Source organism: Acidisarcina polymorpha, from assembly GCF_003330725.1.
Taxonomy (GTDB): domain Bacteria; phylum Acidobacteriota; class Terriglobia; order Terriglobales; family Acidobacteriaceae; genus Acidisarcina; species Acidisarcina polymorpha.
In genome coordinates, this window is the sequence record NZ_CP030843.1 from 36,667 (window position 1) to 51,455 (window position 14,789).

General features: G+C 55.0%; 15 protein-coding genes and 1 pseudogene. 6 read left to right on the forward strand and 10 right to left on the reverse strand.

Annotated features, from left to right (window positions below):
• Positions 1-412: 412 nt before the first annotated feature.
• Complete coding sequence (locus ACPOL_RS31555) at positions 413-724, reverse strand: type II toxin-antitoxin system RelE/ParE family toxin (protein WP_114211339.1); 312 nt, start codon at positions 722-724, stop codon at positions 413-415.
• Complete coding sequence (locus ACPOL_RS31560) at positions 708-950, reverse strand: hypothetical protein (protein ID WP_114211340.1); 243 nt, start codon at positions 948-950, stop codon at positions 708-710. The genes ACPOL_RS31555 and ACPOL_RS31560 overlap by 17 nt, the downstream gene beginning before the upstream one ends.
• Positions 951-1,620: 670 nt before the next feature.
• Here ACPOL_RS31560 and ACPOL_RS31565 point away from each other — a divergent pair.
• The 4 genes from ACPOL_RS31565 to ACPOL_RS31580 all read left to right on the forward strand — a co-directional run bounded on the left by ACPOL_RS31565 (position 1,621) and on the right by ACPOL_RS31580 (position 5,488).
• Positions 1,621-2,253, forward strand: coding sequence for a Crp/Fnr family transcriptional regulator (locus ACPOL_RS31565; RefSeq protein ID WP_236657638.1), 633 nt, complete (start codon positions 1,621-1,623; stop codon positions 2,251-2,253).
• A 984-nt stretch (positions 2,254-3,237) separates the two neighbouring features.
• Positions 3,238-3,471: a hypothetical protein gene (locus tag ACPOL_RS31570; protein ID WP_150133218.1), complete on the forward strand. Its 234-nt coding sequence runs from the start codon at positions 3,238-3,240 to the stop codon at positions 3,469-3,471.
• 75 nt (positions 3,472-3,546) lie between these two features.
• A complete protein-coding gene (locus ACPOL_RS31575) occupies positions 3,547-4,530 on the forward strand; it encodes a sensor domain-containing diguanylate cyclase (RefSeq protein ID WP_114211343.1) in 984 nt (327 codons plus the stop codon).
• 184 nt (positions 4,531-4,714) lie between these two features.
• Positions 4,715-5,488 carry a Crp/Fnr family transcriptional regulator gene (locus ACPOL_RS31580; RefSeq protein WP_114211344.1) on the forward strand — a complete coding sequence of 258 codons (774 nt, stop codon included), beginning with the start codon at positions 4,715-4,717 and terminating at the stop codon, positions 5,486-5,488.
• Between the two features lie 1,148 nt (positions 5,489-6,636).
• Here the strand turns inward: ACPOL_RS31580 and ACPOL_RS31595 are convergent.
• The 3 genes and pseudogenes from ACPOL_RS31595 to ACPOL_RS31600 form a co-directional block, all read right to left on the reverse strand.
• Positions 6,637-6,882 carry a hypothetical protein gene (locus ACPOL_RS31595; protein WP_114211347.1) on the reverse strand — a complete coding sequence of 82 codons (246 nt, stop codon included), beginning with the start codon at positions 6,880-6,882 and terminating at the stop codon, positions 6,637-6,639.
• A gap of 22 nt (positions 6,883-6,904) precedes the next feature.
• Positions 6,905-6,994 (reverse strand): annotated as a pseudogene (locus ACPOL_RS35280) (pilus assembly protein); the annotation flags it as partial.
• Positions 6,995-7,125: 131 nt separating this feature from the next.
• Positions 7,126-7,458, reverse strand: a complete 333-nt coding sequence (locus ACPOL_RS31600; RefSeq protein WP_150133219.1) for a hypothetical protein — start codon at positions 7,456-7,458, stop codon at positions 7,126-7,128.
• Between the two features lie 1,202 nt (positions 7,459-8,660).
• Here ACPOL_RS31600 and ACPOL_RS33850 point away from each other — a divergent pair.
• On the forward strand, positions 8,661-8,801 hold the full coding sequence (locus tag ACPOL_RS33850; protein ID WP_161557687.1) for a hypothetical protein: 141 nt from the start codon (positions 8,661-8,663) through the stop codon (positions 8,799-8,801).
• Positions 8,802-8,929: 128 nt separating this feature from the next.
• Positions 8,930-9,181, forward strand: a complete 252-nt coding sequence (locus ACPOL_RS31610) for a hypothetical protein (protein WP_114211350.1) — start codon at positions 8,930-8,932, stop codon at positions 9,179-9,181.
• A gap of 221 nt (positions 9,182-9,402) precedes the next feature.
• Here ACPOL_RS31610 and ACPOL_RS31615 read toward each other — a convergent pair whose 3' ends face one another.
• From ACPOL_RS31615 to ACPOL_RS31630, 5 genes are all read right to left on the reverse strand, one after another.
• On the reverse strand, positions 9,403-11,766 hold the full coding sequence (locus ACPOL_RS31615; RefSeq protein ID WP_161557688.1) for a GH92 family glycosyl hydrolase: 2,364 nt from the start codon (positions 11,764-11,766) through the stop codon (positions 9,403-9,405).
• A gap of 584 nt (positions 11,767-12,350) precedes the next feature.
• Positions 12,351-12,515, reverse strand: a complete 165-nt coding sequence (locus tag ACPOL_RS33855) for a hypothetical protein (RefSeq protein WP_161557689.1) — start codon at positions 12,513-12,515, stop codon at positions 12,351-12,353.
• A 293-nt stretch (positions 12,516-12,808) separates the two neighbouring features.
• Positions 12,809-13,393, reverse strand: a complete 585-nt coding sequence (locus tag ACPOL_RS31620) for a YsnF/AvaK domain-containing protein (protein WP_114211352.1) — start codon at positions 13,391-13,393, stop codon at positions 12,809-12,811.
• Between the two features lie 56 nt (positions 13,394-13,449).
• Entirely contained in the window at positions 13,450-14,238 is a 789-nt protein-coding gene (locus ACPOL_RS31625) for a YsnF/AvaK domain-containing protein (RefSeq protein WP_114211353.1), read from the reverse strand.
• 36 nt (positions 14,239-14,274) lie between these two features.
• Complete coding sequence (locus ACPOL_RS31630) at positions 14,275-14,781, reverse strand: OmpA family protein (RefSeq protein ID WP_114211354.1); 507 nt, start codon at positions 14,779-14,781, stop codon at positions 14,275-14,277.
• Positions 14,782-14,789: the final 8 nt, after the last annotated feature.

Below are 14,789 nucleotides of genomic sequence, written 5' to 3' on the forward strand. Positions count from 1 at the left end.
AAAGGGCTACTCGAAAGAGTAGCCCTTGACTCCACCGCATGAAATTCCTGGCATTATGATGGTGTTCTAGGTGAAGCAACATTCGCCTGCCTGCGATGCTGTTCAACTGGCTGGTCACGGGGGAAGTGATCGCGTCCAATCCCGCTCATGCCATCCGGAGGTGAAGACTTGCTTTGGTGTTTTGTCTCCATCGCGCCTAGCTAGGCGACCGTAGAAAGGCAGCTGCTGGCTTCAGCGTACATAGTTTCCCTTTGTGGGGTGTCCCCATATTTCTGACCATGAGACCTATTGGTTGCGGAACAATGGAGGCCGTGCGCCCCCTTGCATATTCCCCGGGATTTAACGCTTTAATGCCAAGGCTGAGGGAAAGGCGTTATCGCTTGATAGGTTCTGGGAGGCCGGTCTGCTTGTTTCAGCTCGTGAGTGGTAGGCGTCGGCCGTGGCGGATGTGCAGGATGTAGACCACGTCGTTTTCGATAGTGAAGAGAACCCGATAGGTGTGAGGCTTTTGGCCGTAGAGCAGATGGCGCACTTCAAAGGGAAACAGCCTGTTCTCAGGCGCAATGGGGCAACGCTTCGGGGATTCCGCTAGGGAGGCAACGGCACCGTTCATGCGCTGAAACCATCGCAGACCGGTATCACCGGCATGTTGTGCTAGCAGCCAATCGAGGATGTTTGTCGCGTCTTCTTCCGCTTGCGGAGTGATTTCAACGCGGAAAGTCATGCTTGGCGCGTAACTCTTCCATGAATGCGGCGGCCGGACGTGTGCGCCCCGCTTTTACGTCCGCGTATCCCCGGCGGATACCCTCAACCGCTTCCTGAAAGTCTTGGCGCTCCCACTCGAAAGCATCGCGCAAAACTTCATCCAGCGCCGTCGTGGGGTCTTGCCCGTGCCGGAGCGCATAGTCGTTGAGCTGCGCCTGACGTTCGGGTGTGAGCTGGAGTGCCATATGTTTGAGGGTAAGGAAGAGCCGAGGCCGATGTCAATCGGAGTAATGCGCTTCCAGATGGTCGGATGGAGTGTCTGCGGGCCGGGTGTAAGTTCAATTGGCCCAGCCGGAGGCTGCCAACGCGCTAGCTTGGTGACCCACCTCGCTCCCGCTTTGTCATAAGTCAGTAGCAGGGGTACCGATCCTATGCTGCCTTTGACCATGTCCCGCCAACCGCTCGTTGCCATATGTGAGCATAGAGATTCTCCGCGACCAACTTCTTTTCGTCAGCGGTAAATGGTGGTGTGGGGAGACTCGTAAACACTTCATCAAGAATGAACACTCCGACGTCGGCCCAAAGCTCAATCAGTATGGTCTCCTTCGATGGTGGAGATTAGTCTATCCTGTCTTGCCGAACTGTCGTTCGCTGTTTTGTTCTACGTCCATGAGGCCTCACTACACCAAACGTCACGAATCGTACGGCAGACGGATCATCCTACCGCCCTGCCGACAAACAACGTCGCGATTCGAGGCGGTGGTTGTTGCTGCTCGCCCGATCGGACACTTCTACCCAAGGCAAACCAAACTGCTCGGTCACCACCTGAAAGACAAACCAGGGGTACCCACCCATCGTTTTTTTACTGTACGTCTTCCGAGCGGCGAGAGGTGCTTTGAAGAGTAGAGCATGGGAATGTCCGAGCTGGAGCATGAACTTGAGTTTCCGGGCACGCCGATCGAACACCTTTTCTTCGTAGAAGAGGGAATGGCCTCGATGACCACTACTTTCCGGGACGGATCTCAAGTTGAAGTTGGGATGTTCGGATACGAGTCCGTCATTGGTGTGTCCGCGCTGATGGGAACCAAGCAGAGCCTCAACCGCGTCTATACCCAAATTGCAGGAAAAGGCTACTCTTGCACGATTGAGGATGCCAGAAAAGAATTCCGGCGAGGCTCCACGTTTCAGGAGATGGCGCTCCGCTATGTCCAGGCGCAGCTTGTCCAGGTCATTCAGTCTGCCGGCTGCAATGCAACCCACAATCTTGAGCAAAGGCTCGCCCGATGGCTACTGATTTGTGCGGATCGAGCCCATAGCGACACCTTCGAGATGTCGCATGAATATCTGGCCCAGATGTTGGGAGCGAGCAGGCCAACTGTCTCTATAACGGCCTTCATTCTGAAAGGACGGCAGCTTATCGAGTACAACCATGGACTCATCCACATCCTCGACGTTGCTGGGCTTGAAAAGGTGGCTTGTGAGTGCTATCAGGTCATCAAGGAACACCTCAATAACTATGCCGAGTTTGAGAGCTCCATCACCGCGTAGGGATGCGTCGGCTTCACGAGCTTGGTGAAGCAGCCGGGCAACGCCGTCATCGCAAATTCGAGAGACTTCTTTGCTGTACGGAATAACCGACATGCGCAAGGCGTCGCTAGGTGCAACCGAGCTTGGTGCGATCGGTCGAAGGGTTACCTTGGTACTACCCGCACAGCTGTTTAGTGTCTTATGGAACAGACAACGCCACGATTTGCCTGTACTACATATCTCGATCGATATACCTTCACTAAGGGCGGCCTCCTCCTCGCTGGCGCCTAAAGCCCCCCCAAGCGCCCGGTTAGAAGTTGGTGGTCGAGGTATGATGAGGTCTTTATTCTCTCCTTGAGCAGTTCGGGAGTGATTGTCACCGCTTCAGGTTTCGCTACATAACGAGCGCGTTGCCGACCATGCGGTCAGCCAGACGACGTGCTTGGCCTGGTGCAGCTCTGACTCTCACGATGAAACACCGCATCACTGGCCACAACCACCTCCTGTGAGTTTGCGTCCCACGGTCTCGTATCATGAGCCTAAATAGTGGATGTTAGTGGGCTTATAACTAATAACATGCAGGCCCGCATATTACCGAAGTACTTACATCCTGTTATTTCAGCTATCCGTAACACTGAATATTACGTCCTAGCATTCAGTACAAGTCATGCTTGGTGCCCAAAGGTTCCCGGCACTCTTGATCAGGTGATGCGGCTGGTGGGTAACCGTGCTGTTGTCTCGCTTGCCTGAGTTGTACGGGGATGAATAGGACGCTTTGACTGTGCTGCGGTAAGGCATGCTGCCTGCCCGATGGGACAGCTAGCCCACATTTTACTTAGGATCCGGCGATTATCCCTGCCTCAGAGCAGTGCGTGTTGAGGGTAGGGGATCTCTCGTTTCGAAAACGCTAAACAGCTGAGGGAGTATATCGTGCAGCCATACAATTATTCGTCTAATCTGCCTAGAAACATTGCAAGGCTATCTGTGCTTGCGGTCGCACTTTCAATGTTCGTAACAACGGTCTACTCCCAGGGGCAGCAAACGATTCAAATCACCGCGACGAATCCGGATGGGACCGGCACCGGGACCGCGAGGCTAGGGATTCCAGTCAGTCTTGTGGCGACCGTCTCCGCTGGGCAGTCGCAGGTGGTTAACTGGAGCCTGACCAGCGGGGGTAATATCTCGGCGACGAGTAACTCGGCTGCAACCTATACGCCACCGTTCATGCAGCCCTCCTGAGCGCATAAAGCTCGTATAGCGGTCATCGATCGAATCGAACAAGATCGAACATTTGCACAACAAGAGGATGACAACGTGAGCTCGGCGGAGGCGAAACTACAAGACGAAGCAGGACGGCTCGCAGCCCTTCGCCGCTATGAGGTTCTGGACACTCCGAGAGAGCCTGCCTTCGACCGTATCACGGCCCTAGTCAAAAGGGTGTTGAAAGTCCCAATATGCAACGTGTCGCTTATTGACGCCGACAGACAGTGGTTCAAGTCCTGTGTAGGTCTATCGGTTTCTGAAACCCGGCGTGATGAATCCTTTTGCACTCACACAATCATGGAACGAGAGCCTTTGTGTGTTCCGGATGCAAAGCTGGATACGCGCTTTCTAGCAAACCCTCTCGTAACCGGTGACCCTTTCATTCGGAGCTACCTTGGTTTTCCTCTATCGACCCCCGACGGCTATAACGTAGGTTCACTCTGCGTCATAGACGTCGTTCCTCGAAGCTATAGCCCGAATGAGATCGAAATCCTGAAGAGCTTCGCAACTCTTGCAGGGAATGAACTCGAATTGCGGCGGATCGCCGAGACAGATCACCTCACCGGGGCAGTAACGCGGCGGGGCTTTACGCTCGAAATGGAGAAAATTCTATCGAGATACAGGCGATGGGGACGTCCCGCTGCCCTCCTCTTGTTAGACCTCGATGACTTCAAGCGAGTGAATGACGTTTATGGCCACCCGACGGGTGATCTCGTTCTCCAAACCGTCTCTCGAGAGCTCGTAAGCCAACTAAGACACGGTGACATCTTGGGCCGATTAGGAGGCGAAGAATTCGGGATCCTCCTGCAGGAAACAAGCATTATACAGTCGGTAGAAACCGCGGAGCGTCTCCGCTTGCACCTCCAGTCAGTTCCAGTTCAACACGATCCGTCCATCCGGATAACCGCGAGCTTTGGGATCGCGCCTCTTGATTCTCAGACGGCCTCCGTACAACATTGGCTGGCAGCGGCTGACAAAGCGATGTATGACGCCAAACAAGCAGGACGGAATCGCAGTCATTGTGCCGGAGTGTAGCTGCGGTGTAAATTCCATTAGTGCATCAATATCTCAACCATCTTGAAACCAAAGTGAGGCATGAACTGGAGACCAGGACGGCTGTACCTTCCTTACTTTCAGATGCAGTAAGAAACTTTGTTTCCTGCCCGACATAATCTAAGCTTGCGGGGTACACCGGGAGAGAGGGTGTGGAAGGGGATTCATGAAGAATCTGGGACAAACTGCATTTGACCCTGAAACCTACCTTGCCACTGCCGGACTCGGCCGCAAGATTGTGCGCTTGATGGAAGGCCAAGTCTTTTTTTCGCAGGGAAGTCGCTGCGATTCGATCTTTTACCTTCAGATGGGCCGCGCCAAGCTCACGGTTGTTTCATCAGCCGGAAAAGAAGCCACGATCACCGTTTTTACGGGTGGCGACTTCATCGGTGACGCGTGCATTGCGGCGGTTGCCGGGCCGCATCTGGCGACAGCGACAGCTGTCACCGCGTGTATCGCACTCGAGGTGGAAAGAGAGGAAATGATCCGCGTTCTGCATGAGCAAAGTGCCTTTTCGGATTTGTTCATCGCCGCTCTGCTGATCCGCAGTATGCGAACCCAAGCCGACCTTATTGACCAACTTTTTAATTCCAGTGAAAAGCGTCTGGCAAGAGTTCTGTTGTTAATGGCCGAGTTCGGGAAGCCGGGAGAAGTCGTCGACGAGAAAACACTCATTCCGCCGATTACGCAGCAAGCTCTGGCCGAAATGGTCGGGACGACCCGGTCGCGTGTCAGTCTTTTCATGAATCGCTTCCGCAAACTGGGGTATATCGAATACAAGGAGCGCATTTACGTCCACAAGGCTTTGCTCAACGTGATTTTGCACGACCAGATATCGGGAGCAAACTTTCAGAACGCCTCTTTGCTGGACAAAGGCCGGGATGAATCCGAGGTGGCAAGACACCGGGCAAAGTCCCTTCGCGCCATTCAGCATCCATAGAGGGTGTTTGAAACGTGTTTTGTCAGGAGGAGCCGCCGGTTGAGCATACGGCGAATAGCAGCGATATCGATGAGCGTCTCTCCGACGTTGCACCCTTCGCGGTTCTTAGAGGAGCTTAGTCGGGTATTGTTATCGCTGAGCGGAATTACTTATCTGTTGGAAAGGCTCGCACACCAGATAGGGTGAGCGTACAGCCGCGGGCGTGATCCAGCTACCTCGGGAAGTCTTAGACTGTGCTGTGAGGATTTTCTGCCCATGATCCACATGGCCAATTACTATTGGTACTTCATCGGCGCGGAAACACAGAACTGTGTGTGTAGAGTGAAATGAGATCCCGTCCTTTAAGCGTTGTCTTCCGTACATTGTGGGGGGTTGGTCTGTGTGAAAAACCAGCTTACTTATCATGTACACCTTACATATGGGGTTCCCATACTCGCCTTCATTCTTTAATAGGAGATCTCCGACCTTCAAGCGAAATTCAGCAGACTGTGCGGCGTGGAGCTCCTCCATCTTTAATTTGAGCTGCGCCTTTATGAGCCCTACTTCCTGTCTCATGTCGTCAATTTTGCACACGGCGGACTCCTTAATCTGAGAGTAGGCAGGCCGGCGCGGCGAGGCGTACGAGATATCTCGCACATCAGAGTGGCCGACTCCGACATCGTCAAGCGTCGCCCACCTACCTACCCGGCGAAGGTATCATGTGGCTTATGGCGCTTGTATGTTCAATACTGAACATGACGTCCGATTCTTCCCGGCCTTCTAAAGAACCGCAAGCAATCTAGCTGGTGGTGAACGAAAAGATATCAGACAATGGCATGATGTCAGATGTATGCCTGGCGACAAGAAAGGCCTTGGTCTTCTTTAAGCTTCCATTGCCTGCCAGCAGAGGTGGTCGTTTTCCTTCGCTTCAAGTTCTTGCTCCGTCGGCATAGAGGCAACCGTGGAAAAGCAGAAGAGGCAAATCGAATCAGACATTCCGTTTTTGTTCAAGCTCCGGGCAAAAACTTTGATGGGATTCGAACTGGACCGGGGCATAGCTCTCCGTTCTTTGCCCATATGTTTCCTAGGCGAGGATGTGCCTTGAAGAGTAGACCTGGGTTTCAGAAATCCACAAAGTAGGGCGGAACCAGCCATTATCAAGCAGGGACCTAACGTTCGCTCACATCTACCAACTGCCGCACCCGATACAGATCGATTACTTCAGAAATGCATTTGCCTGCGTGATCTTTTGTACGCCTCAAATCTGCTGGGGGATGGTCACAATTGATCCAACACTCGGGATTGCGCTCACCGAACCATCTCAGCGGGTAGTCGGCGGCCGAGGCCTGGCGCAGCGCCGCTTTGTTGTTGGCAGAAGCGCCGAAGGTGACGAGAGGATGGTCTTCGTCCGTCATGGCAGCAATCTTAACGTGGCAATCACCGCCAGAGCCATTGGAACCTCGTCGGATTCGTCGCGGTGTATTTAACGGTGTACTGAATGTTCCGGTGTCCGAGATAGTCCCGAATGGAGGCTCTAGGAGCGTTTTGGAGGTGTGGCCGGCATTGTTCCCATCGTTCTTTTACCGTACGTTTTCCGAGCGGCGAGAGGTGTCTTTAAGAGTAGAGCACGGGAATGTCCGCCGTCCGGATCTCGACGGTCACACATTCCGTCGCCAGTCCTCTACATGCCCAATCACCCTGGGCTCCTCGAAATCTACACAGACTCTTACCTCCCGGCGATAGAACGACCTTTTATCCTTCACGCGCTTATGGCCGAATAGAATCGATTTCCCACGCAAGGGGAACAGGATCCTACTCACCATGTACACCACGCATTTGGAATGGCCATAGGTTCCTTCTTCCAGTTGCAGCAGGCCTCCAGTCTTAATGTGAAAGAGAGCAGACTCTTCGACGTGGAGTTGATTCATTTTGGACTTGAACTCGGCTTTCAAGACTCTCATCTCTTGTGTGAGCTCGTCGATTCTACTCATGGGAAATGTCATCCTTTCGGGGCGACTATTGCAAAAGAAGTTGACTGCGATGATGCCGGGTCGCCAATTGTAGCGCGGTGGTGCTATCACCTTCACGTCTAAAAGCCGTATGAGGTGCCTAACACGCGCTTACCTTCACTGGAACGCTTGCTAACGTTATCAGCAACATGAATCACAACATACTCGAGGGGGCCGCAACGCGGAGGTAATTGCTTTGGATGAGGTCAGACACCTCGCCCCAATTTACGGCTGAGAGGTCCAGACGCAGACCTACCCAGCAACTCAAGGCCACGCTAGTTGGAGTGAACCATGGTGGGGTGGTGCTCAGTGTGGAATTAGTAGACATCTCTCCAGAACGGAGCCTACAGCATACCCCGATGATTCCATCACCCTGGTAGTCGGAAAGATAGTGGGCAAAGGTCCGTCCGTTAACCACAAAGGCTGCGTGAGTTCCGGTTTTCTTGATCCGCACACCCGGAAGTGCAAGGCAGATCTTTGTTAGCCTTGATAAGCGGGTTGATCGCAGGCAGGTCTGAGCCGAACAAATGTTGATGAGTTCGGAGGAGGGTTCTGCCTTAGCCTGAAATTGCACCAACATGCGCAGCGTCGCTCTAGCATATTCATCTGCCTCCTCGATCAGTGCTGACAGTTGGTGAGGCTCGGTAATGGACTGACGCATCCGACCGTGAACATTGATCAACTCGATTAACTGAGGTTTCACTCTATTGCTGAGCTCTGCCGTCGACATCTTTGTAGCTCGCACATGCTCACCTGCTGCTGAGTCGATGAACTTGAAGCACCAATTGGTTGTTCCCATAGGGCGTCGTGATGAACATAAGTAACCACTGCCCAAACCCGGCTGAAAACTGCGGACACAGGTCGTCCATATGGCGTTCATGGTCATTACCATCTTCACGGTTGACCGTAACTCACGAGATAGGCCAACTTTTGGCGAACCAGTCTTTTCGGATGCCATATCACCTGTTAAGGCCTAGAGGGCTCAATCATGACTTGTTCTGTGCATCAGGAGCCTCAGTAGCGGCTTACGTCTCATGATGGGCCGGTTATGGGTAGCAGGCCGGCGCGGCGACGTGTAGGGCGAAAACGTCGCGTATCTGAATGGCACTTAGATGTCGTCAAGCGTCTCCCACCTACCTACTATGGCTAAGTTAGCACTGTCTCAAACCGAGATGGAGTGCTTTATGGCGCGGAACGCCTTAATTTGGAATTGGAGCCACACGGAGGTAATTGCCCCGGACAAGATCGGACACTTCGCCCCAATCGGCACCCTCAAGAATCTGCTCGTTGTCGACAAGTGGAGTGCTCCATTTGGCTCGCGATAGCTTGTAGCTTGAGCAAGATTTTATTGGCCTCCCTCAAGCCAGGAGATTAGAGGAGCTTTAAGTACTTTAGTGACGTTTGCATGAGAGGAAGGTAGGTAACCGTATTCCAAATCATCTATCTTCACCCCATGGACATCGAAAAGTGCAAAGAGATCGTGGCGACGATGGCTATCTCAGAAGAGGAAAAGGAACTCGTAACCCAGGGCTGTCTCGCATTATTAAAAATGGGCTGGCCGCCCGCCTATATTGATAGGCAGATGTGCAGTCGGGCAACCGCAGGAATGGTGCGCCGCTATTGGGGTCTCTCCAATTGGATCGCCTATTGCCGCGAGTGGGGGATGGAGGCGCCAACAGTATCCTCCATCATGCGTCCGTTCTGACTGTCAAATGTCGCAATTTCGATAGCAATCCTACTCAATTAAGCTGGCCGTTCCTTTGTATTTTGACTATGGACCTCTCTAAAGAGGGGTACTTCTAAACCGCTTCATATCTGTCATCGGTCATCTTGGCGAGGGATTAACGGAGATGCTCACTCGCTTCGATCAGATTCTGACACCCAGACTCCCGGCGAAGACCCGGATGATTGGTTTGCGCGGGCCGATCAACGCGAAAGATGTGGCTCGGGGCCCATCTCCATTTCCAGACGGCCTCCGCTCGCTAAGGCTGCGTGGGAGACTTCAAGCGACTTAAGAGGTACGCCGTTCAGTTTTGCTGACTGAATGTAGACGTTGCGGGCGCTGTTGCTGCTGGCTATGATCTCGAAGTCGTGGCCGCCGAGGTGGAGCGTGACCTTGTGGAAGGCAGGCCCGCTGATCTGGTATTTGGGCACGTCTGTGCAGCCGCCCTCCATATCGAAGAGCCCGATGCCCGCAAGCACGACATAAGCGCCCATCTGGCCTTCGTCCTCCTCGCCCGGCCAGCCATTAAGCGGCGAGGTATCGAAGACGCGGCTGAAGACGTCCCGAGCATAGCGCTGCGTAAACCACGGCTTTCCGGAGTAGTTGAAGAGCCACGGGGCCTGAAGATCCGGCTCATTGGTGAGATCGACATAGTGCTTATCGAAGCCTTCTTCAAGCCGCTGGTTGAACCGATCCGTGCCCACGGCAGCGACAAGTGCCGGAACATCCTGCGGAACGAACCAGCTGTATATCCAAGCGGTGCCTTCGAGGAAGCCGGGGCCGCTCCATCCGCCAGTCGTGCCGAAATGCTGTAGGTCATTAGGCTCGACCCACGAACCATCTGCGCGCCTGCGTTGTGCGTAGAGCGTCGCCGGCGAGAGGCTGTTGCGCCAGTTCGCCGCGCGCTTGGTGAAGAGTACTGCGTCCTCCGACTTGCCGAGGCTATGCGCCAGGGTTGCCGCGCAGGCATCGTCAAAGGCGTACTCAAATGTGGAGGATGCAGGCCCATCTTCTTCGGGAACGTAGCCGAGCTTCAAATACGCTGCCCGGTGACGGTCTCCGGCGATGCCTTCCGGATAACGCCCGCCACACGTATACGGCTCACCTGGAGTCGTGAGGACCTTGCGAACAGCCGCGTAGGCAGCATCGGGTTCGACGCCTTCGCGGACGTCTTTTTGCCATGCGCCAACGATCATCGCGGTCGCGTGCTGAGCATCCATGATGGGTGCGTAGCGCATGTTGACGGTGACATCGGGTAGCCAACCTCCGCGCGTAGCGCCAAGCAGCAGAGCGCGATTGAAAGAACTCGCTATCTCCGGTGTCAGCAGATCCCATAGCGGGCCGAGAGTCCATTGCGCGCCCCACAGAGCGTCGCTCGAGTAGAGGTGTTCGCCGGGCTTCGACAGATGCTGGATCTCGCCGCATGCGTCTCGATACGAGCCATCGACATCGTCGAGCAATGCCTTGCCCGTGTAAGCTCGATAGAAGCTGGTGTAGAGTTCGATCTGTTCGTCGCGAGTGCCGCCTTCCAGCTCAATCCTCGACAACAATTGCTGCCAGGTGCGGCTGGCGCCACTGGAGATTCTGTCGAAGTCGAAGCCGACCGCATCGGTTTCAGCGGCAAGGTTGGAATGAGCCTGTTCAGCGCCGACCAGGCTGATACCGGTCTTGAGAACGACGGGAGTGTTGGCTTCGCCGTTGAAGTCGACCCATACGCCGCCAGAGCGGATACTGTCGATCGCGGTGACGTTTGACTTCGCGGTTCTGGGCCGCCGCCACTCGGTGCCGTAGTTTGCATCGATCCCGGTGTACTCCCCGTTTTGCCACGAGCCCATCGTGGCGAATGGACGCGAGAACCGGGTATCGAAAAAAACTGTGAATTCCCCGGCATACTTATTGCTTGCCGTCATGCTTCCGGCGATCTCATTGGGGGCGACCTTGTGAACGGAGAAATGCATAAGCTGGCTTCGCTCCTCAGACGGCGCGTCGAAATCGAAAATGAGGTGCGTTGGCCGGTCGGCTGGCGGTGTGAAGCGCATCCAGCCGGTTCGTTCGGTTGCGGTGAGTTCCATGCGGGTGTGGGCGTCGATCAGATCGACCGCATAATATCCGGGCCGGCCGGTCTCGGTCTTCTTATCGATCCGGGAGCGGTAGCCGGCTGTCCACATCTGGTCGAAAGGCCCATCGGGCGGCCCGGCGAAGAGCTTCGGCTGGCCAGGGTAGTTTTCGAGCGGCCCTGCCAGCGGCATGACGGTAAAGGTCGCAAGCCCGAGGGTGTGGAGAAAGCTGAAGCCCGTCACGCTGGCAATCGTGTATTCATACCCGGCGTCCCACACGTTACCCTGATTGTCCGGACTTATCTTCACCATTCCCATCGGCAGGGTGGCGCCGGGGAACTGCATCCAGCGCGAGTTGGATGTGCCCGTGAAGACGTTGACCAAGTCTACCGCTTGCGAGCGAGACGCGGCGGTCGTGCGCTCGGCGATCTGTGAATCGGCGGGCCGAGGTGCGGTGAGAATAGCCGCGAGAAGGGCGGCGGCGCAGCGGGAGACTCGGAAAGCGGACATACTGAAGTGCATTGTCGAATTATTCCTTCGCGGGATGAGACTACCAGGTTTAGCTGCCGCCGGAGCACGGGTTTGAGGTCGTCCGCCATATGGCCATGCTGTTCGCGGGAGGGAGGGGAGTTGCAACCGTTGCCGGAACGCCCAGACGATGCACGAGTCTTGGACACTGGCAATGGCTTACTGATTGTATTGCGGAAGAAGCGGATCGGTAACCATGGTGCCCTCTCGAGGCGTCATGGAAAGCACGTGGATTGTTGCGCGAATTGCGGGAATTGGATTGTCGAAGGGTGCGCGAGAAACGCGAGTGACGCCAAAAGGATCTGGATCTTTTCTGGCGCTACGAGGACGAGACTAAATATTCCACTATGGATAGGCAGGGTCCAGCCGATGCCAGTGCGATTCTCCTTCTCGGCCGGCAAGCCAGGGAAATCGCGAAAACCTGGTTCCCCTGCTCCATCGTTCTAACGAGTCCCAGACGCTGGGTCCTAGACACGTTCTCTAGTGTAGACGCTACCACCGTATTCTCAGTTGTTCGGCCTGCGGCTGAAGATTCCTGATTCGCCGCTTCGCGCCCTTAAGTCGCTTCACTTAGCGGGCACAATAGATTGAGGATGCTGATCAACCAAACGGCCACTTCCTGACGAGTAGAACATCCATATAGCGATGCCGAGAAGTACCCCCACCAGAATGATGATGCTGAGCACCAGCCTAGCTACATTCAGAGCGCAAAACTCACCAACTCTTGTCATTGCACCTACTCTGGCTTGTTTGGAAAGGCCAATTCGTAACATAAGTGGCCGGCAACAGACGGCAGCTCGACTCATGGTGCCATGCAGAACCATTTATGGCCCGAACTAACTACTTGCCCTACTGCCTAAAATTGTCCAGCCCGGATGTTCGTCGAGCGCCTGCATCAAGCCGCTCGCCACCTTAGACTGTGTTCCGCCAGCTTGCTTCCCGGCCATACCCTCACTCGAATCTAGAGTCCCATCGTTATTCCTCCGGTTGTTCGATGCATCCAGTGGCAAAGGCCGTCCGGAAACTAGCTGTCCCGCTCATCCTGCTGCAGATCTTTGTTCTGTAACCCGGAACGTTCCACAATTACATCCTCGACACGGATCTTGACTAATTGAGGATTTCGGGTGGTGACGGTCTGTCTGGTTACCCGGACTTCTTCACGCAGCAGCAGCTTTTTGTGCACGACCACAACCTCTTCCACTACCGGATAAATCGTGGTTTCGCCCTCCTGACGGACTTCAGGCGCGGTTGCGACCTCTAGGCTCAAAGGCACGCGTTCAATGGCGTACGTGGTGGCGGCCAGAGGCTCATCGACAAGGATCTCGCGCTCCTCGACCACCTTCTGCAATCGAACTGTTCCGGTAACCACCTCTCGTTTCTGGATATCAAGTTCCTCTTCCATGACCGGGATAACCAGAACCTCCGCCTGCGAGGATGAAGCGGGCTGGGGAACAATGGCGGCGCTGAGATAAGAAAGGAGCACGCTGGTTGGAAGACGGATCACCTCGCCGCTCTCAAGCGTGAGCACGGTTTCAGGACTGGATGGATCGAGTCTGCCGAAGACGGTGCCCAGACTCGTCGCAGCAGGGGGTGGAAAAGAAGCACTCATTCACAACTCCGCATTAAAGGTAAAAGGGCGGAGCGAAATCGCTCTGCCCTTCTAGGTTATCGCTCGTACTTGGTTGTAGTTTCAGTTCCCGGAATGTGTTCGACGTCGACCTCGGTACGCCGGACAGTATCCCGAACCGCTTCCGTATGTTCCGTGCTCTCCTTGCCGACGAGCACTTCTTCGACGACACGGCTGGTCTTGCCCACTACCGCTTCTTCCGCCGTTTCAGTGAGCTCAATGACATCGCCGTTGACATTGCTGAAATCCGCAGCCGTTGCAGCTCTATTGACCGGCCGCCGCGACACAACGACATGTTCTTCACGGAGAGCCACTTCAGCCTCAACCGGCCGTTCGGTAACACGCGAGTACACCCGTACGCCGCCGCGCTCCACCTCCCGCTTGCCGACCACCAGCTGCTCTTCGACGATAGGGATCGCAGTGAGTTCTCCGCTATCAGCGACGCTTGAGGTTCTCGCAAGCCCACCGCCAGCAGCGCTTTCATCCACGTGGCGGGCGCCATGTTCTTCTAGAAGCTCAGCAACTTCGTCCGCTTCCTCGTCTTCTTCAACCGTCACGGCCACCAGGGCGCCGCCTTCAGTCACGCTCTTCTCGTAATAAGCCTGTTCCTTGTCATCCCCGCCGCCCAGAGAATGAAAGAAACTGCTGATCTTCTCGCCGATGTTCTTCCCGGCGGCTTGAATGCTGGACGACGAGGTTGTGGGACTGCCTTCATCATTCGCCATCACTTCGATGTTCTGCGCGCTCAACCCGGTCTCAATCAAGGCCTGCTTCACGCTTTCCGCTTTGCCGAAATTCGCAAATACTCCAACGACTGTCTTCGCCATAAAATCTCCTTTGAAAGATGAACTTCGTGATATGGTTTACTGCTGCTGAAAGAGCTCGACCCGGCGATTGTCCGCCTTGCCGCTTTCCGTAGAGTTCGGGGCGACGGGTTTCACTTGTCCAAATCCGGCTCCCGTCAACCGCGATTGCGGTATCCCCTGTCCAACGAGGAACTTTTCGACAGCCGCGGTTCGCTGCTGCGATAAAGCATCATTGTGCTCTGGGTTGCCCGTACTGTCGGTGAAGCCCTCGACGCGGAGGTGGAGGTTTGGCTGCTGCTTCATCGCGGCCGCCGCCTGAGTGAGCGTTGCCTGCGCCGCCGGGGTCAAGACTGCGCTAGCCGTATCGAAGTGAATGGCATCGAGATTGGGTGGGGTGACGGGAGCTGTGACGACTGGTTCCTGGGTGGTGGCCACCGGCTCATCATGGTGACGGGTGAAGTAGTAAGCGAGGATTGCTAGCAAGAGAAGAAGAGGCAAAAGCCAGTACCAGAGTGGCATAGCTTTTTTCTTTTCTTCGTAAACTTTGACGCGTTCTGTCGGCATGTCGGATC